This is a genomic window from Pelorhabdus rhamnosifermentans (assembly GCF_018835585.1).
GTDB lineage: Bacteria > Bacillota > Negativicutes > UMGS1260 > UMGS1260 > Pelorhabdus > Pelorhabdus rhamnosifermentans.
This window is the reverse complement of record NZ_JAHGVE010000015.1, coordinates 19,553-38,163: the sequence shown is the minus strand read 5'-3', so window position 1 is coordinate 38,163 and position 18,611 is coordinate 19,553. Positions and strand designations below refer to the sequence as shown.

The following is an 18,611-nucleotide window of genomic DNA, read 5'->3' as shown; positions in this document are numbered from 1 at the left end:
GTACAACCTATTTTTCTCGATTATTATGCTACAAAAACAAGTTTTTAAACAATACAATTTAAAAATGCCCCTCTCCCGTATCTGACGGAAAAGGGGCAACAAAAAAAGTTATCTACGTACCATATCCTTTGTGATTTCACTTAGGCTAAAAGCACCACACATCGCCATCGTATCCTTTAATTCTCCAGCCAATTTTTCAATATAAACCTTCACGCCTTCCTTTTCGCCGCCATAAACAGCTGTTACAAACGGACGACAGATTAGGACACCGTCTGCACCGAGTGCTAAAGCCTTGAAAATATCTGTACCAGAACGGATACCACCATCAACTAGAATCTTCATCTCGTTTCCGACAGCCTCTGCAATTTCCGGAAGCACTTCCGCAGTTGACGGACACTGATCAAGCACCCTGCCACCATGATTAGAAACAACAATTGCTTTTGCTCCTGCTTCTTTTGCCTTCAACGCACCCTTTATGCTCATAATCCCCTTTACAATAAACGGGATACCGGCAATTTCAGAAATGCTACGAAGCTCGTCGACTGATTTTCCGCCAGCCGGAGGTGTCATATTTTTCAAGAAAGGCAATCCAGCTGCATCTACATCCATGGCAACAGCAAAGGCACCTGCCTTATGCACCAGATCCATTTTCACTTTGATTGTATCCATATTCCATGGTTTAACAGTGGGAATACCATAACCATTCACCTTCGCTATTGCCTCTGTTGCACTCTCCATGACTTGCGGATTTGTACCATCACCAGTAAACGCAGCTATTCCATTTTCCCTGCAGGCAGAAACCAAGATATCATTATAAGTCATATCGCTAAATTTATCACTGTAGTGCATATTTACCGCACCAACAGGTCCTGCGAAGAATGGATATTCAAAGGTCTGACCAAATAACTCCAGTGTTGTATCTACTGGTTTGCTCACACAGAGTGTATCCATATTGACTCGAATTTCCTGCCATTTCTGATAGTTGCGAATGGCTGTGTCTCCAACGCCTTTGGCCCCTGGTCCAGGAATGGTGCTTTTACAGACAATACCATTGCAGACATTGCAGGCCTTGCAGTAACTCCCGATACAGGTACGTGCATTTTCCAGTACTTCCTTATAATTCATAATTACTTTCTCCCTCTCCCCTTATCTTTTTAGCAACTTACATGATTAGCATTATCTCTGCGTTCTATCGATCTGTTCGCCACCCGGATTTCACAAGTTCATTCCCATAGGATTCTTTCACTATAATCTTCCATACTGTTACACGAAATCCTCTTATCTACGCGAAAATTGTTTAAGCCGGAATTCCCCGCAAGTATTGCTGACTTTTCGAAGTTAGTAATACTTGCGGGGAAATTATTTTTTTACGAAATAGAGGTTGCCACAATACATTCGTACCGCCGCATCAGCCGATATAGTTTTTTCCTTCTGTGCCTTTGAGACCGAACCAAAAGACTGCTTAAGTCGTAGTACAATTGAACTGCTAATTAAAATTAAAGGAGTAGTACATATGAATATGAAAAAAAAGGAGTAGTACATATGAAAAAAGCAATGATCGCAACGCTGGTGGGGAGCTTTCTCTTAACCGCCACATCAGGAGCCTGGGCGGCAGATACCAATAATTCTTCGGAAACCAAGCAGATGAAAGCGACTTATGTTAAAAATTTCGACAAGACGGGTACTCTCAAAAATGAAGAATCTATAAGCGAACCAATTGGCAAAAACAATGCCGTTGCATACAAAAAAAAAGCGGACCTAGCAAATAATGACCCAAAGGCGGCTAAAGAAGAATCCCCGAGCACGGGTGAACAACCCGTAAACAAATCAGCTAATCTGTTTTCGCAATTATTTTCTCCACTCGGAGTAGCCTACTGGAATCCCCGTTTGAGCGGTAATGTAAAGGCTAATAACAGCGCTCATGAAGGTGATAAGCTTGATCTGAACCACGAATTAAATATGAAAATGAAAGACCCTGCCTCCCCAATTTATGGTGTTCCGGGCTATATACTCACCCAGCTTGGCCTCTATAACCCAAGCTGGAAATTACAGCTAGATTATGATGATAACAAGTTTACCGGCAGTACAACCTTATCAAAAACGATATGGTTTAAAAACAGCGCCTACCAGCCCGGTGAAAAACTGGATAATACCCTGAAAACCCGCAATATCATCCTAAAATGGCTGCCTGAATATACAATTACGGGGAACAGTATGCATTCCATCATATTTGGCCTGATAAATTACGACCATAAACAAACGCTTGCCGGCACATATGAGACAAACGACCAAAAGTTTAACGGGACCAGTGCCGTCATCGGCTACCGAGTGGAAGCCGGTCGACTGCAACCGACGTCCTACTTCGCGGAAGGGTTAGTCTCCCCTGACAAAAACTATTACTATAATCTAAATCTGGGAGTTCTTCAGCGGCTCGGAAACTTTGGCATAAATATTGGCTATCGTACAATGGGCCAAAAAGCCAAGTCTCAGAACGATGTTCTAGAATACAGGTTAAGCGGTCCTTACTTCCAATTTTTATATAATTTTTAATACAACTTCTTCAGAACAGCAAAACCTATTCACGCGGCATGAAGCATCGTCTAGGCGCAAACCCTGCTCAGCAATCATCCTGTACTCATACTGGATTAATCTACCACAAGCCTTGATCTGGAAGAACGGCGCAAATACTCATTATGCGAAGGAGTGAACACCATGCACAAAATTATTTTTTTACTGATCTTAACGTTTTGCTGCAATGTAGCGGCAGCGAACGGCGTCCAACAAAATACCACTGCAGATGCCGCATCCCACCAAGCAGTTTCATCCGACCCATTCTTTGCTGCGCAGGGAAATTATGCTATTGGTACTACATTTTTCACTTGGAATGATTCCGGCAACAAATACATCGGCCAAATCTGGTATCCGGCCGAATACTGCGCTACAGCTAAACAAGCCAGCTATTTACCGGAAAGCATCTACAAAACCGCTTGGGTAACCAATAACCCTATGATAGCCTCTATCCGATCATTAACAACCGGCGCCATGATTGATGCGCCCTTACTCGGTAAACAAAGCCGCTATCCGGTTTTAATCTATTCTCCAGGTCTAGGATCAGTTGGCCAAGCCGGAACGTTCAGCTTTGAATATCTAGCCAGCCGCGGTTTTATCGTAGCCGCAATCAATCATCCTGGCAGCAGCTTCTTTACGGAAAGGGCGGACGGATCTCTAATCCCTTATAATAAAACCGCCAATTATGATACCCCTGACGAAAAGAAAGCTGTAACCGAAACGCGAGCCCATGAGCTATCCTACGCTTTAGATGCGCTCATGACCCTAAACAATACTCCAACCTCCGTATTTTGGAGGAAAATTGATACGGCTAACATTGGCGTATTTGGCCATTCTATTGGTGGTCGCAGCGCCCTCCGCGCCGCATCACTTGATAAAAGATTTAAGGCTGCCGCTAACCTGGATGGCAGTCTGGAAGACGAACCGGCTTATACGTTTACTAACCAGGAAACAGCCATAATCGAAACCGATCCCGATGAAATTATTCAGTCCGAAATAGCTTCAGGCGACACCAAACCCGAAGAAGTTCCCCAAATAAAAGCAGTGTATGCCAAGTACATGGAAAATTTATTGAACTCCGGCCATGCCAAACACTACTTATTTTATTACAAAAATACCCGCCACATGAACTATACCGACATGCCTATCCTGTTTCCGCAAGATAATGAGCTTGGTTCAGCCGATGGCACCAAAGTACTGCTCTCGTTTTCTAATCTACTGGAAGATTTCTTTAACGAAGCTTTTTCCCATCCGGAATCTTCTTTAGAAGATAAATATTTTGATGTAAAGTTAATGAAAGTAAAAAACAACTTGCACTAAAAAAAGCTAAACCAGAAAAAGCTCTCAACCAGAGGCTATCACTCACAGCTTTTTACCATACTTCTACGCAAAAACCCCTTCATTTCGTGTAGCCGTATAATTATACTAAACTTCTCCGCAGTGGTTTTCCACCTTCAAAAAGTGCTCCGACCCATATTCTCACAGGCTGGAGCACTTTTCATATTATCGCCCCCATTTTCGACGTCTATGAGAACATTTTTATACACTTGTTAAATTTATAAGAAGCCGCGAGACCTTGCTATTCCTCACCGCGACACATTCGACATGTCTTGTAACTGTTGTGTTGCGACCTTTACAAAGCCACAAGATCGCGAACGATATTGCTGTTTTTAGGTTCAAGGAGCAGTTCGCGAACGTCGCCAACCGTATACGTGCAAGCGAGCGTTGGCATACTATTCACCTTGAGCAGCAGATACCGTGATCACAGGCACTGTGGCGATAATAAGCCAGAGAGCTGTCGTGATGCTGTGAGATGTAGTCAAGCGTGTCCATGACCGTCCATTCTGGTTGGGCCGGAACCTCAAAGCTTTGGAAAAAAGGTTTTTTTCCGCTGCCAGGGTCAAATCTGTAAACTTTAATAATCATATTTAGTCCTCCTTTAATCATTCGCTGAAAACGGCATTCTTGAAGTTGAGATCCTGGTTCTTAATGTAAGCGGGGATAGAGACCTCTTTGCCGGTGGGAATCTCATACTTGGTCTCCTTGGCCTTACGGGTACGGAAAGACATCTTTCCCTTGTCGTCGCTGACGACGATGCGGACCGCCCAATTGTCGTTGTCCACTTCCTTGTAGTCATGACGTATATGGAAGCCGCGGCTTTCCTTGCGCATATTGGCCGCACGCAGACCAGCCAGCGTACAGGTCAGCAGGTTCTTTGCCTCAAGAGAGCGGATCCAGCCGTAATTGTAACGCAGGCTGTCACAGGGCACCGAGATGCTGGGAAATGCTTTTTGAAGTGCATCTATCTGTTCAATCGCCTTAACCATATTTGCTTCAGTACGGCAGATGCCGAAGCCGAAATCGGCAGCCTGCTCGATTTTGTGGATGAATTCAGCACTATCCATGCCGCCGGTACGTCCCAAAGGGGCAGTCATGTTTGCAATGACGGCGTCAATCTGCTCGGCATCCGGCTCTTCGATCACTGCGGCTTTTGCGTAAGCGGCAGCGCTCTTACCCGCCCTGTTGCCTTGAACAATCATTTCGGTGGTAGCATCGGCAACGCGGCACGCTCCGAACACACCGCTGCCAACCTCTCCAGCCGCATATAAACCTTTAACGGTGGTTTCCATATTCTTACTGATGACGACTCCGCCCATGGTATACTCAAAAATCGCACCAACCTTTACTTTTTTGCCGTTGGCAAGCACATAGTCACAATAGACGCGGATGTCGTCACCGTGATAGAAGCCCGGACGATAGAATGCACTCGTAGTGTCGATAAGGCGCTCAAAAGTAGCCCTAATCTGTTCGTCACTCAGGCCGGAAATATCATAATACATGGTGTCGCCGGGCATGCCACGTCCCTTTGCAATTGCTTCCGACCAGTAGAAGGTGTTAATCAGTTTTTCCAGCTCGCTGCCCTCGGCAACCTCCGCCATCTCGCGCGGGATTTCAATCGGCTTGCCATCCTTGTCGATCGAGGGAAGAGATCCCGAAAAAGCCTCGTAGATGAACGGCAACAGGGAACCCTTAAAAGCTTCGGGTTCCATTGCGGTCGGGCATGGAAGATGGAATTCCATGTCTGCCAGTTCCGCGCCAGCACGATAAGCCATCGCCATACCGTCACCGGTCATATCGCTGTTTGTGCTCTTGGTGGAAAACGGCTGATAACCGCCGGTCGCCAAAACGACTGCTTTTGCGGCAAATCGGATGATTTCACCTGTGTAAACGTTAACGCCAATCGCGCCGATGACTTTGCCATTCTTCTTGAGCAGGTCAACAATCATAACGTCTTCGACTAGAACGGAACCCGGATTCTCCTTCAAGCCCTGCAGCAGACCTCGCCCCATGCTCCTGCCAGAAAGCAACCAGCCGCCGGGTGCCATGAAGATCTGCTTTTGTCCGGCGCGGTCACACCATTCGTGGGTTTCGTAAACGACTGCAGGCGAGTCCTCCACAAACTGTTCGGCCACATCCTGTTCGGCAAGGAAGAAGCTCTGCTTGATGATCTGTTCTAGTAAAAACTCTTTTGTTAGGTTTTCGTCCCCGCCTTCAAACCCGTACACGTTTTTAGCGCTGTTGCCGTCCATGGAATAGCTGCCACCGATCATGATGGTGTTTCCGCTGTTACCAACCTTGCCTTTCGAGACAATAACGACTTCAGCGCCTGCTCTTCTGGCTTCTACAGCGGCCCAAACACCTGCGCCGCCCCCGCCGATGACCAGAACATCGGTCGTAATAGTTTTGCTGACCTTAAATTTTGTCAATGATATCTCCTCCTGATTAAAAATCATGCGTTTTCCTCCCTTTATCATAATGAATGAATTTATTCACTCATTATGATATATTGTTTTATTTTAAATGTCAATGAATGAATTCATTCACTTAATTTCTAATAAAAAATGCACATGCAAATCAGAAGACTTTTCATGTACATTTTCTTTCGTATATCAAAGTAATTTTACTAATCTGCTTTCATCCCCAAAACACGTGCTGCCATATCTTGTGTAAAATTAAGAAAAGAATACATATATTCTTGAACATTATCTACCGGCATATCTTCATGGAATGTGTGGACCAGCCCGGTAATTAGAAATTTAGCGGTTCTGGGTACATTACTGCAATAAAAAATATTTTCTTTAATTCCCTGTTCTATTATTGGAATCATAACAGACATCCATTGATTTGCTACATAATCTAAAAGAATCGCTCTGATCTCTGAACCCTCATTATATCTGGACTCAAATTCATAATGGTTTATTGAAAAGTCAAGCATGCGATTTATTACAAGATTGAATTTTTCAATTGCAGGTATATCCTGTGATATTGGAATTTTCATTTGCTTCACTGCTTGTTTTGCATAATACTCAGAAGATGCCGCAAAGATTTCTGTTTTAGATTTAAAATATCGGTAACATAAACCGGGGGATACGTTCATTTTTTCAGCAATATCTTGAATGGTTGTATCTTCATAGCCCTTTTCAGAAAACAGCTTTAATGCGGTTTCAACAATCTCTCGACGGCGTTGATCTGGTTCTTTTGATATACGTATTTTACGAGGACAACCATTCTCGCCCTCTGAAAATCTATTTTTTGATAACGCCATATGTTTGCCTCCAATCGCCTTCCGAGTGAATGAATATATTCATTATTATCCATTTTTGCTTGTTTGTCAAGGTAACGATACCGATAAGAGACATCTGACAGTAGGCCTAGGCAATGTGCCTAAGCCTACAACGTTATGTTTAATGCCGCAACTATATCTACTAAACTCTGTAAAGCTAAAGATACTTATCCTCAAATTAGAAAAGTGGATCGGCTACACTAAACTAATACGCTTGCCTTGCCGGCCATTAACCTATCACAAATCTCAATCTCTTCGGCTAATTGCTGATCACATATGCTGTTACTCTATTTTTTGTTTCTTTGCTAATATAAAGCGCCTTATCGGCGAAATCCAATAATGCATCTACAGAATCAGCATTTTCAGGATAAGTTGCAATGCCTATACTTACTGTACAACCCTTTAATGTTTTTTCACTCTGCAAGCGTATTTTTTCTGCCAAAGATATGATTTTTTCCCGGGCGACATTCCGCAAAATAATTGCGAATTCATCTCCACCAAAGCGAAATACAAATCGAATCCCTACAATTGATTGCGTTATCGCGGTAAATTCTCTTAAAATATCATCCCCTGCTAAATGACCATATGTATCATTTAGCTGTTTGTAGTTATCAAGGTCTAGTATCATTATTCCTAGATTATCCAAAGAATGAGCTAGCACTTCGCCATTAAGCAATTCCAATATTTTGTCAAAAGACCTACGGTTATAAGTCCCAGTCAATCCATCAATGTCTGCAGCCCACTTTAATGTAGTATGAACTTCTTCAAGTCTTCTAATGGTGTTGTTATATACTTGAATCATATCATCAAATTCAGGCGCATAGTCATAAGAAATAATTTGTTTATACTTTCCTTTTTTCACAGAACTAAACGCCTCGACTAATGTATCTAGTGGCTTCGTGTATCGCCGTACTGTATATGTGCCAATAGCAATAACTACAAATATAGTAAATATCGATATAGCTAGAATTTCGTAAATCATCAACCTTCGGATTCGTGTTACCTCAGCAGTAGGAGTATTCACGCTAACAATCCAATTTAATTCGGGAACCTTACTATATCCAATATAGTGTTCTAATCCAGTATATTTTATAATAGCCGAGCCTTTACCTCCTTGCAAGTGATCAGCTATACTAGTTCCTTTTCCGATACTTTCCTTGTCCGGATGATAAACGATAATTCCTTGGCTGTCAGTAATTGAGATGAATCCCCCACGACCAAATGATTTATTGTCAAACATCGATGACAAACTATTTTCATGCAGCCAAACTGTCCCAACAACTACACCAACAATATTACCATTTTCAATAATAGGAGTCGCAATAGAGACAACCTTCCGCCCATGATTACTCGTGTATACACCACTAATATAAGTTTCCCCTCTAATAGCTCGCTGAAAGTAATCACGTTGTGACAAATTCAAACCTGAAACGTCCTTAACTCCACTGACAAGCATAACATCTCCATTTTTATCAAGTATCGAAATCACATTTACTTCTGGAACAATTTGATTGATTTTATCAAGAATAGCTTGATTGATATTAGGATCAGATGCAATAGTTTTTAATGAAGCCTCAATATTTTTAAAATACGCTAAGATCTGTTCAGCAAAATTATTCGCGGCTTTTTCATTAATAGTCAATAACAAATCATCAGTATTAGCAAGAAAAAATCTATCAAAAATAAAAAATTGAATGAAACTACTCATGATAACCAAACTACCGAGCAACAATGTAAATTTATATAAAAAACTCATTCAATCAATCCAACTTTCGAAAATCATTTCGGCTAAAAAAACATTTTTCCGTCACACTGGCGTTTAATTTTCATTAATCTTATAAAATAAAAAAATTGTCAAATTGCACTTTTCATGCAACCTGGCAATCATAGATTTTAAATCTTTAGATCAAGGCTTTGCGTCCCTCCTTTTCAAAAGGTTTGCTAACTATATTTATTGTCAATAGTATCCACATAATAATCCCGCTGCCGCCTCCCGCCAAATAGCCGAAGGGCGTTTGTTGCAATATCTTATCACATTAAATGAAAAAGCGCAGCCCCAGCAACGCAATAAAAAATATATTATCCCTAACTCGCATTTATTATAGCTGATCAAAATATTAAATGCAATATATTTCAAAAAACAGGTAATAAGGCCTATTCCAGCAATAAACCAGAATGGGCTTTATACGTCAAAACAAGAAAGGCTTCTCAAAATTCTCCATTTTATTCAAAAATGTTCTGTGTTACCACAAGTCCAGACGCGCAAAAGCTGCCTCCAGTACAGGATAAATGACTCATGTTTTGCGAAGAAGAGGACTATTGTAGAACAGCGTCGAAAAAAATTACCATATAGATGATTTTCCTTTAGAATTTCTATTTTAGAAATTAATACTATATTGCAGCAAACTTATCGAAAGATAAGGACGCAAAGCTATGGGTCTAAAAATCTAGGATTTATGATTGCCAGGTTGCTATTTGACATGTGTCATTTTAAGCAATCTGGCAATTTTTTTATAATTATCCACTAGGAGGAATAGCATGAATTTTTTTGATAATATGAAAGTAGCTCAAAAACTAAGTATCCTTATTCTTATCGCATTTTTATCTATGAGTATTGTAGGTTATACGGGGTACCATTACCTCCAACAATCAAACACCGAAATGACTACTATGTACGAAGACTACTTAGTACCCGTCGCACTTATAAATGAAAACAGTGCGCATATTAATAAAGTCAATTCAGCCGTAATGGAACTGATGCTCACAAAAGACGACAAAAAAAATCAAGAATTAAAGCAAACTATCGATGAGCGGGTAAATTCCTTTAATAACAATCTGGCAAAACTTGAACAGACACATTTAGATGACAAAACCAAGGAAAAATTAGCCGGAATCAAAACAACCATGCAAAAATTTCGAGAGGGTAGAAACGCTGTTATGGAATTAGCTTTGCAAAACAAAAATGCTGAAGCCTATGCATTATATGTTTCTGCCGTAGACCCGTTAGCAACAGATGCTCTGAACAGGTGCGATGATCTTTCTAAGTATTCTATTGAAGCATCAAAGAAAATAAATGCTAATAACAAAGTATCCTTCGAAAAAGCAAATCAGATTAACTTAGCAATTATTTTTGTATCTTTTGTAGTATTAATTCTAAGTGGGTTTTATATTACTAGAATAATTACAAAACCTCTCCATGCCATGGTGCTGATTTGCAAAGAATTTGCAGCAGGAGATTTTCGCGATAAGCCGCGAAGATTTATCAGAAAAGATGAAATCGGCCAATTAGCTGATGCTCTGGTAGATGTGAGAGGCAGTCTCCGTATACTTATGAAAAATGTCAATGAATCAGCAGAACAGGTGGCGGCTTCTTCAGAGGAACTGACCGCTAGTGCCGATCAGTCAGCACAAGCTGCTAACCAGGTTGCTGAATCTATTACTGAAGTAGCAACAAATGCAGATCAACAACTAAGTGCAGCTAATGACACATCTGCGGTAGTGGAACAGATGTCGGCCAGCATCCAACAAATCGCTGCCAATGCTAATGAAGTAGCTGGACAATCTGCCCAAGCATCTGATACGGCTAATGAAGGAAATAAGTCCGTAGATAAAGCAGTCAGTCAAATGGCTCATATCGAACAAACAGTTGTCTCCTCTGCCCAAGTAGTAGCCAAATTAGGGGAACGCTCGAAGGAAATTGGCCAGATTGTCGATACTATCTCAGGTATTGCTGGTCAGACAAATTTACTAGCGCTCAACGCTGCCATTGAGGCCGCAAGAGCCGGAGAACAGGGTCGAGGCTTTGCCGTAGTAGCAGAAGAAGTCCGCAAGCTGGCCGAGCAATCGCAAGAAGCGGCTAAACAAATCGCAACACTTATTAGTGAAATTCAAGGGGACACCGACAAAGCCGTAATAGCCATGAACGATGGTACTCGTGAAGTCAAGTTAGGCGCAGAAGTCGTCAATGCTTCCGGACAAGCCTTTCTAGAAATAGCAACTGCAATAACACATGTATCAAGCCAGGTGAAGGAAATATCCGCTTCCATTGAGCAGATGGCTATCGGCAGTCAACAAATTGTCGGATCAGTGAAAAAAATCGATGAACTAAGCAAAAAAGCAGCTGGAGAAGCACAGACAGTATCAGCTGCAACCGAGGAACAATCCGCATCAATGGAAGAAATCGCTTCATCTAGCCAAGCATTGGCCCACCTAGCAATGGATCTCCGCGAAGCTGTTAGCAAGTTTCAAGTTTAATGATAATGTGAAACGTTCCTACCCAGCTGCTGCCAGAGTAGGAACGTTTTTCTTTGCTAATAAATCCGGATCGGATTACAGGATTAAACCTTTACGCAAAATAGAACTAAGTCATACTAATTTTTTCTTAAACCAAATAAAATGGCACAGCTGCAAAAATCCCAGTTATTCCGCCAAACCAGAAAGGGGCGGAAGCTCCGAAGAGATCCCATAGAAATCCGGCAATGATTGATGCTGGTAATAGCGCGGTTCCCACCACCAGCGCATGCAAACCGAAAACCGAAGCTTTTTGACTTCTCTGTGCTATATCCGCCAGTAACGCTTTTTCAACGCCTTCCGTCAGACCGATATAAAGACGTCAATTTGATAATCAAGAACCATTGGCCGTTGTTGTAAGTGATTTAACCTATGTAAGAGTCAACCATAAGTGGAATTACATCTGTGTTTTGATTGATTTATTCAATCGCGAAATTATTGGCTATAGTACAGGCATTTATAAAAATGCTCCACTTGTGTACCGGGCATTTGCCAGCATCAAAACGAATTTGAAAAACATCTGCCTGTTTCATACAGATCGTGGAAATGAATTTAAAAATAAATTAATTGAAGGAGTTCTTGAAACATTTGAAATCAGGCACTCGCTGAGCATGAAAGGCTGTCCTTATGATAATGCCGTCGCAGAAGCTACATTCAAAATCATCAAGACAGAATATGTTCGTAACTATCACTTTGAAAATCTTGGCGAATTAAATCAAAAACTAGCAAGCTACGTAATTTGTTTTAACAGCAAAAGAATACATTCAACATTAGGTTATCTAAGCCCATTAGAGTACAAGCTTGCACACCTTAAAAAAGCTGTCTAGTAAAGTGTTGACATACCAATGCCTTCGATTTGAATATTCTCATGGCAGAAGGCCACCCTTGGGTTGTCCCGGATTTGAAGGCATTTGACATGATGATGCTCCCACGACAGAGAGTAAATCTTATCTCCGTGGCAAGCGGTAGAGACCACTCTAGAAGTTACTCTATTATTGCCTGCTCGCCGCGCTTAATCGCTTACGCACCATTGAACTAACTTCTCCCGTAGCTACATCGGATCCCAGGAAATTAATAACAGCAAGGTTTCTTGGCTGATCCATTATATTCCATGCATAAATCAAAAACCCTACTAATCTATCTAGTCCTCAATTTGATTTTAAAAGTTTTATCCAAGAAATAACTGTATCAAGAACAAGTTTTGTGTTACCGGCATTGCAGTGGTTTTCAGCCTGCTCTCTTTCCGTAAAAAGTCTGTATGTTAGTGAATGGACGTTGATTAAACGGTCAATAATCGGTTTATAAAACTCCACAGGAATAAAGTGGTCTCTCTCTGCCCCGATAAGCAGGAAGTCCTGGGTAATTCTATCGGCAATATCCAAATATGTAAACTTATTTATTGTCGATAGAAATTCATATGGACTTCGAGCCCCCATATTATGCATGCCGTGGTTTATCGCCCATTCCATCTGGGGATCTTTTTTCATTTGATTGCCCATCATATAATTCACAGTCTCTTCGTCCCCATTTTCCATCAAAAAACGCATCGTATCCTGCATAACCTTTGGCTTTCCGACCAGAAGCAGATCGAACAAATTAGGCAATAAGCTCCAAGCGACAACTCGTTTTATTCTCGGCTCAAACGCCGCAGCTCGCGGTGCGAGCATCGCCCCGAGGGATAGCCCGATAATTGACACATCATCCAATTTAAAAAAATCCAAAATGGCCTTGACCGGTTTTTCCCATTCCGGTGTAAAAATCATGCCTTCTTTCCTAAGCACACCGCCTTGGCCCGGTCCCTCAAAAAGATATACCGCAAAACCATTATCTCTTAGGTATAGAATCATCTGCAGAAATTCTTCCATGTAAGAATCATATCCGCCATGGAGCACTATGGTGTCCATAGGTTTACCGTTTTCCGGCTCTACGTACATAACCGGCAAGTATCCTGTTCCAAACGGCACCCTATCCTTTTTGACAATTCCCGACGCAAATAACTCGGTGTTATATTCATAAAACAGTTCAACTGCCTTATCATACGTTTTTAGCTTATCCGGGTCTCCATGGACCATAAAAAACTCCGCCATCCGATAATAAGCAATGGCATGCTTTATTCGATTTTCTCGAAAGGCATTCTCCGCCAGTTTCATCATTTCGGTTTTCCACGTTTGAATGCTGGTAATTTGCGGAGCAGCGGTTTTTAACTCATCTAAGTCTCCATTACTCCAAGAAAAGGTTCTGTTTAATTGATAATTGAAATTCGGATTCGAATGAAGCTGAAACGTTCCTTTTGAAAAACTGATCTTGTTCTGCATAGTATTGACCTCCTCGTAAATTTAATGAAACTCATTTAGCAAACTAATATTTAGGGCGTATTTGCATAAATATCTCTTTTGTAATATGATTTAATCCTTGCTGAGCAGCCTTCTTCTCTAAAGCCTTCTTTACAACATCCTGTAAAACATGGGGAATTGATTGTTTTAACTCTCTCAGCGCCTCGCCATCCCATTGAATGGCAGTGCCAATATTAGAAAGGTCGGTATTAATAATAAAATCGTTATCATGAAGCACATTTCGTTCCCAATAGTCTTTCATTCTATTGGTGATTTCATCACCGGCCAGTATGCCGCCTATGACATTATTCATAATGTGACTTTGATGAATTTGGGCACCTTCAGGTGTAAACCTATTAAACTGATCAGATTGATCTTTGTTTAAACTTAAGCCACATACGGCACAGGTTGGACCGCCGTCCTTATTGATTTTGAAAGCATCCGCCAGGCAATTAGGACAGATCAATTTATCTTCGCACTCGTTAATCGAGGATTTGATTCCTCTTCCTTGTGCAATCGAACTAGCAAGATTTTCACCAAGTTGACCCACTAATCTTAGCTTGCTTGGAGATAACAAGACCTCGCCTTTATTGAACGCTTGCCCTATAACAAATTGCCCGAGTATTTCGCAGTTGTACAGTCCTAAAAATAGACTAGAATAAATTCTCTGCAGTGGATACCATACCGATTGACCCCCGCCTGCCACCGAAACCGCAACACCGTATTTTTTCTTTTTACTATTGGCCATTTTCTCAATAGCCCAAGCGGCCGACCTATCCATTACAGCCTTTAATCTTGAAGGAGGGGATAAATAATAGCAGGGTGACGCCAGTGCAATTGCATCCGCTTCCTCTATCTTGTTCTTTATCACCTCCAAATCATCTTTCAACACACATTTGTGAAATTCGTTGCTGCATCCTAAACAACCAATACAATGTCCAATTTCAAGCGCCCCTAAATTCAGGACCTCCACCTGATAGCCCTTTTCCTTAGACGGCTTAAGAAGCTCGTTTAAAATAATCGAACTGTTTCCATTTTTGCGAGCACTAACACAAATTCCCAAGACGCGTTTACCTTCCATCTTAACTCCCCATTCAGTTTAGTTACTAAACCATAAATCACACTTTAATTTTTGAAATCGTTTAGCACTTCTTCTCTCAGTTTAGTTGCTATACTGTATAGCAAAAAATATCTTATGTTTTCTTATTTAACTCCAGATATTTGTCCACGTGCTGCTCAATTTTAGTGAGTACATTGCAAAAGTACTCAAACCATTGATCGGGAAAGCCTTCCATGAGATTCACCAATTCACTATCCATAATCTTATGAAGCTCTTCGTGGTTTTGGTATGCCTTTTGTCCCTTTTCCGTCAGATGCAAGATGATTTCCTTGCTATATGCTTCGTTTCTTTCTCTACTTACATACCCTCGTTTACAAAGTTTGGAAATGACTTGAGAGACGGCTCCTTTGGTAATACCGAAACAAATACTAAGTTCAGTTACAGTATCATGTTTATTCCCGACGGCCTGAATAGTATGAATCTCCGAGGGATATAACAATTCATCCGTACCGAAATCTACCGGCACTTTTTCCAGTTCATTCATCTTATTGGAGATTCTTGTTAATTGGCTGATAAAATCAAATATCATTGTTTTAATCCTTTGAAGATAACTTTGTTATCTTCAGTTTAGCAGCTAAACCTGAACCTGTCAATATCCTTCTTGTCTTTTCACAGCACCTTTTATTGTTGCCATTACAAAAAGCGGCTGTGATAAATATATATGCTATAAGTTAAACAACTAACAACTTACTTTTTAGGTTATTGAAGTAGTCATTCTCGAACAATAAAAAGAGAGCTTATTCACGGTGCCAAATTTTCGAATCCTGAACAAGCTCAGCAAGAAATTTTTAAATATATTGAAACTTACTATAACACAAACCAAATCAAATCTTCTTTGGGTTACTTTTCCCTTGCTTAATTTGAAAATAGCCATTCATAAAATCCGCTAATTTGATTTGTAGGCTGCTATTAATTCGCTATCAACCATGACATTCCTAGACAAATTGACGACTTCCACAAGCCTCTGCTAATCAGCAGGTAGCTCCACCTGTCAAATGAAGCTTAGCATCTAAAATTTCTTGCTTTCTTACTAATATTTCATCTGATAATATTTGATCTTCAACATTTTCAAAACCAAGTCTATCAATAGTTTGCGCAAAGCGTTCTCCAGTTTTACCTTGTTCTCTGTACACGAGAATAACCTTTTCAATTACTGACAGAGCTTCTTCTTTATTTGTAAAAATTTTGTCCAAAGATTGGCCATGAGCTACTCGTTTCCCCCATCGTCCACCAATGTATATCTTATAGCCCTGTTTTCCGTCTTCAATAGCATCAAAATTGCACTTTCCAACACAAAGTCCACAATTATTACATATATCAGGGTTAATTTCCAAAATGCTGTCTACAACACTTGCGGCATTTACAGGACACTTTTCCGCAATGGAACACTTTTTACAACCATTGCAATTCTCTTCATTAAAAATAGGAATCATTTGACCTATAATACCTAAATCATTTAAGTCAGGTTTTACACAATTATTCGGACAACCACCTACTGCAATTTTAAATTTATGTGGTAATTTTACATCAGCATATCCGTTGTAAAACCTTTCGTGAATTTCTTTTGATAAAGCAGAGGCATCAATAAGACCATATTGACAGGTGCTGCCTTTACACGAAACGACTGGCCGCACTTTAGAACCTGTACCACCTGTAACAAGCCCTTCTTGGGCAATATATGCTCGGAAATCCTCGATTTTCTCATAAGGAATACCTTGGCATTCCACCGTAAGTCTCGTGGTAAAAGTAATAATACCGTTTCCAAATAATTCAGCAGCTTCTGCTATACATTTTGTTTGAGCAACAGTAATCGCGCCATTTACGGTAATAACTCTTGCTGAAAAATTGTCCGTCCCCCTGTTGCTTAGAAAGCCAAGTGCCTTTACTCGCTTTTCATCTGCAGCACTAATTGTTAATGTAGCCATTCTTATATCCCCCTATAGTCTTATTAAACGCCATAAAATCTTAGAGCTAATATGCGAATTTTTAATTAATTTCATTAAATAATGTTCCGCCTTCTAGAACTAACGTATTGGTATAACCAAAATATTTTAAACGATTTTGCAATAAATAAGCCCGTTTCCCTTTTGAACAGATCAGCAACAATTTATCATCCTTCTTAAATTCGGGAATTTCTCCATTTACCTTTGATAAATCAATATAAGTTGCGCCTTCAATAGAAGGTTGTATAGAAGCGTCAATAATCTTATACTCAGAAACTTCACCGTTTTTATAAGCTGTAGGAGTAATTGTTTCAAATTCACCATTTATTTTATTTAATAATACATTTATGGTATGAGAGAATGGGTGAATCGCAGTAGAAAATGGCGGAGCATATGCGAAATCCATATTTTCTAAATCTTCTAGGGTAGCTCCCATAGTAAGTGCTGTTACAGCAATGTCTATCATTTTATCTACAGCACCTTCGCCTAGAACTTGTATTCCTAAGAATTTTTTACTACTTTTATCTGCAATCATTTTTACAATAAAGTTAGAAGCTTCTGGATAATAATGAGCCTTGTCATCCACTACAGCAATAACGCTTACAACATCATATCCATTTTTCACCGCATCTGCTTCTGTTAAACCTGTTCTGCCTACGTTTAATTCGGGGAATTTTGCAATACCTGTACCAAGTACCCCGGAATAAGTAACGCTCTTATTGTTGATATTTTTGGCTGTAATTCGCCCCTCGGTATTAGCCGAAGACCCCATTGGCGACCATGCCGGAACATTCGTAATACGATTTGTAACACAGGCGCAATCACCAATTGCATAAATATCTTCATCATTCGTTTGGAGATAGCTATTGACCTTAATCGTATGATTTGGCATTAATTCAATACCAGTATCCTTAAGGAAAGCCGTATTAGTCCGGATACCAAGAGAAAGAATAACAGCATCTGCTTTCATGGCACGTTTTCCCGTTTTCACTTTTTCAACCTTATCTGTACCCAAAATGGCCTCTAATTTCGTATTTGTAAAAGTCATGATACCCTTATTAGCAAGATGGTTTTCCACATATTCTGCAATTTCGGGGTCAAATCCAGGTAAAATATGCTCTGCCATATCAAGGACAGAAACTTTCACATTTTGACGGATCAGGTTTTCTGCAACTTCCAAACCAATAAAGCCACCGCCAACAACAATGGCTCGTTTTACTTCTCCTTCTACTGCCGATTTCAAGGCAACTGCATCATCAGGTGTACGCATAAAAAACACACCTTTTAAATCAATGCCATCAATAGGTGGTTTTACTGGTTCCGCACCTGTTGCAATAATAAGCTTGTCATAGCTAAAAATTGAAACTTGATCTGTATTAAGATCTATTGCTTGTACTGTTTTATCACTGCGGTTAATATTAGTAACTTCTGTTTCTGTTAATATCTTAACACCTGTAAGACCCGAAAAGTTAGCTGGCGTATTGACAATCAACTGCTCCCGGCTTCTAATTAAATTGCCTATATAATAAGGAAGTCCACAGCCTGCATAAGAAATATCCTTGCTCTTTGTAATAATAGTAACCTCATCAGCTCTATTTTCGCGTTTTAACTTTGCTGCAGCTTTTGTCCCGGCTGCAACCCCACCAATAACTAAAATTTTCACATTACCACATCCTTTCTTTAAACAATATGACGTTTAAATATCCATAACAACAATATAACACTTGTTATTT

Annotated in this window: 14 protein-coding genes, 1 pseudogene and 2 riboswitches; of the genes and pseudogenes, 5 read left to right on the top strand and 10 right to left on the bottom strand. The window is 40.4% G+C overall.

Annotated features, from left to right (window positions below; genetic code table 11):
• Positions 1-108: 108 nt before the first annotated feature.
• A complete protein-coding gene (locus tag Ga0466249_RS16685) occupies positions 109-1,125 on the bottom strand; it encodes an alpha-hydroxy-acid oxidizing protein (RefSeq protein WP_215830616.1) in 1,017 nt (338 codons plus the stop codon).
• Between the two features lie 417 nt (positions 1,126-1,542).
• On the opposite strand from Ga0466249_RS16685, the gene Ga0466249_RS16680 reads away from it, so the two are divergent.
• Positions 1,543-2,550, top strand: a complete 1,008-nt coding sequence (locus tag Ga0466249_RS16680) for a hypothetical protein (protein WP_215830615.1) — start codon at positions 1,543-1,545, stop codon at positions 2,548-2,550.
• 162 nt (positions 2,551-2,712) lie between these two features.
• Positions 2,713-3,888: an alpha/beta hydrolase family protein gene (locus tag Ga0466249_RS16675; RefSeq protein ID WP_215830614.1), complete on the top strand. Its 1,176-nt coding sequence runs from the start codon at positions 2,713-2,715 to the stop codon at positions 3,886-3,888.
• Positions 3,889-4,305: 417 nt separating this feature from the next.
• Here the strand turns inward: Ga0466249_RS16675 and Ga0466249_RS16670 are convergent, their stop codons facing one another.
• The 4 genes from Ga0466249_RS16670 to Ga0466249_RS16655 all read right to left on the bottom strand — a co-directional run bounded on the left by Ga0466249_RS16670 (position 4,306) and on the right by Ga0466249_RS16655 (position 8,948).
• Entirely contained in the window at positions 4,306-4,494 is a 189-nt protein-coding gene (locus Ga0466249_RS16670; protein ID WP_215830613.1) for a 2Fe-2S iron-sulfur cluster-binding protein, read from the bottom strand.
• Between the two features lie 17 nt (positions 4,495-4,511).
• Complete coding sequence (locus Ga0466249_RS16665; RefSeq protein WP_215830612.1) at positions 4,512-6,362, bottom strand: FAD-dependent oxidoreductase; 1,851 nt, start codon at positions 6,360-6,362, stop codon at positions 4,512-4,514.
• Between the two features lie 170 nt (positions 6,363-6,532).
• The gene (locus Ga0466249_RS16660; protein WP_215830611.1) at positions 6,533-7,174 is read right to left on the bottom strand and encodes a TetR/AcrR family transcriptional regulator; all 642 of its coding nucleotides are present in this window, start codon (positions 7,172-7,174) and stop codon (positions 6,533-6,535) included.
• A 277-nt stretch (positions 7,175-7,451) separates the two neighbouring features.
• The gene (locus Ga0466249_RS16655; protein ID WP_215830610.1) at positions 7,452-8,948 is read right to left on the bottom strand and encodes a sensor domain-containing diguanylate cyclase; all 1,497 of its coding nucleotides are present in this window, start codon (positions 8,946-8,948) and stop codon (positions 7,452-7,454) included.
• 112 nt (positions 8,949-9,060) lie between these two features.
• Positions 9,061-9,145: riboswitch (cyclic di-GMP riboswitch) on the bottom strand.
• A gap of 437 nt (positions 9,146-9,582) precedes the next feature.
• Positions 9,583-9,668, top strand: a riboswitch (cyclic di-GMP riboswitch).
• Between the two features lie 62 nt (positions 9,669-9,730).
• Here Ga0466249_RS16655 and Ga0466249_RS16650 point away from each other — a divergent pair.
• Positions 9,731-11,446, top strand: a complete 1,716-nt coding sequence (locus Ga0466249_RS16650; protein ID WP_215830609.1) for a methyl-accepting chemotaxis protein — start codon at positions 9,731-9,733, stop codon at positions 11,444-11,446.
• A gap of 353 nt (positions 11,447-11,799) precedes the next feature.
• A pseudogene (locus Ga0466249_RS16645) lies at positions 11,800-12,309 on the top strand (transposase); the annotation flags it as partial.
• Between the two features lie 321 nt (positions 12,310-12,630).
• Here Ga0466249_RS16645 and Ga0466249_RS16640 read toward each other — a convergent pair.
• The 3 genes from Ga0466249_RS16640 to Ga0466249_RS16630 all read right to left on the bottom strand — a co-directional run bounded on the left by Ga0466249_RS16640 (position 12,631) and on the right by Ga0466249_RS16630 (position 15,464).
• Positions 12,631-13,797 (bottom strand): alpha/beta hydrolase family protein, encoded by a 1,167-nt coding sequence (locus Ga0466249_RS16640; RefSeq protein WP_215830607.1) that lies wholly within the window; start codon positions 13,795-13,797, stop codon positions 12,631-12,633.
• A gap of 43 nt (positions 13,798-13,840) precedes the next feature.
• Positions 13,841-14,896 (bottom strand): flavodoxin family protein, encoded by a 1,056-nt coding sequence (locus Ga0466249_RS16635; protein WP_215830606.1) that lies wholly within the window; start codon positions 14,894-14,896, stop codon positions 13,841-13,843.
• 112 nt (positions 14,897-15,008) lie between these two features.
• Complete coding sequence (locus tag Ga0466249_RS16630) at positions 15,009-15,464, bottom strand: MarR family winged helix-turn-helix transcriptional regulator (protein WP_215830605.1); 456 nt, start codon at positions 15,462-15,464, stop codon at positions 15,009-15,011.
• Positions 15,465-15,659: 195 nt separating this feature from the next.
• Here Ga0466249_RS16630 and Ga0466249_RS16625 point away from each other — a divergent pair, with 195 nt between their 5' ends.
• A complete protein-coding gene (locus Ga0466249_RS16625) occupies positions 15,660-15,794 on the top strand; it encodes an IS3 family transposase (protein ID WP_215830686.1) in 135 nt (44 codons plus the stop codon).
• Positions 15,795-15,906: 112 nt separating this feature from the next.
• On the opposite strand, the gene Ga0466249_RS26690 is transcribed toward Ga0466249_RS16625, so the two are convergent.
• Positions 15,907-16,860 carry a ferredoxin-like domain-containing protein gene (locus Ga0466249_RS26690; RefSeq protein WP_246588812.1) on the bottom strand — a complete coding sequence of 318 codons (954 nt, stop codon included), beginning with the start codon at positions 16,858-16,860 and terminating at the stop codon, positions 15,907-15,909.
• A 61-nt stretch (positions 16,861-16,921) separates the two neighbouring features.
• A complete protein-coding gene (locus Ga0466249_RS27570) occupies positions 16,922-18,541 on the bottom strand; it encodes an FAD-dependent oxidoreductase (protein WP_312889789.1) in 1,620 nt (539 codons plus the stop codon).
• Positions 18,542-18,611: the final 70 nt, after the last annotated feature.

Coding starts and splice junctions, on each gene's coding strand:
- Ga0466249_RS26690 (WP_246588812.1), bottom strand. CDS start 16,860: ATGGCTACATTAACAATTAGTGCTGCAGATGAAAAGCGAGTAAAGGCA.
- Ga0466249_RS16640 (WP_215830607.1), bottom strand. CDS start 13,797: ATGCAGAACAAGATCAGTTTTTCAAAAGGAACGTTTCAGCTTCATTCG.
- Ga0466249_RS16635 (WP_215830606.1), bottom strand. CDS start 14,896: ATGGAAGGTAAACGCGTCTTGGGAATTTGTGTTAGTGCTCGCAAAAAT.
- Ga0466249_RS16660 (WP_215830611.1), bottom strand. CDS start 7,174: ATGGCGTTATCAAAAAATAGATTTTCAGAGGGCGAGAATGGTTGTCCT.
- Ga0466249_RS16665 (WP_215830612.1), bottom strand. CDS start 6,362: ATGATTTTTAATCAGGAGGAGATATCATTGACAAAATTTAAGGTCAGC.
- Ga0466249_RS16670 (WP_215830613.1), bottom strand. CDS start 4,494: ATGATTATTAAAGTTTACAGATTTGACCCTGGCAGCGGAAAAAAACCT.
- Ga0466249_RS16680 (WP_215830615.1), top strand. CDS start 1,543: ATGAAAAAAGCAATGATCGCAACGCTGGTGGGGAGCTTTCTCTTAACC.
- Ga0466249_RS16675 (WP_215830614.1), top strand. CDS start 2,713: ATGCACAAAATTATTTTTTTACTGATCTTAACGTTTTGCTGCAATGTA.
- Ga0466249_RS16650 (WP_215830609.1), top strand. CDS start 9,731: ATGAATTTTTTTGATAATATGAAAGTAGCTCAAAAACTAAGTATCCTT.
- Ga0466249_RS16630 (WP_215830605.1), bottom strand. CDS start 15,464: ATGATATTTGATTTTATCAGCCAATTAACAAGAATCTCCAATAAGATG.
- Ga0466249_RS16655 (WP_215830610.1), bottom strand. CDS start 8,948: ATGAGTTTTTTATATAAATTTACATTGTTGCTCGGTAGTTTGGTTATC.
- Ga0466249_RS16685 (WP_215830616.1), bottom strand. CDS start 1,125: ATGAATTATAAGGAAGTACTGGAAAATGCACGTACCTGTATCGGGAGT.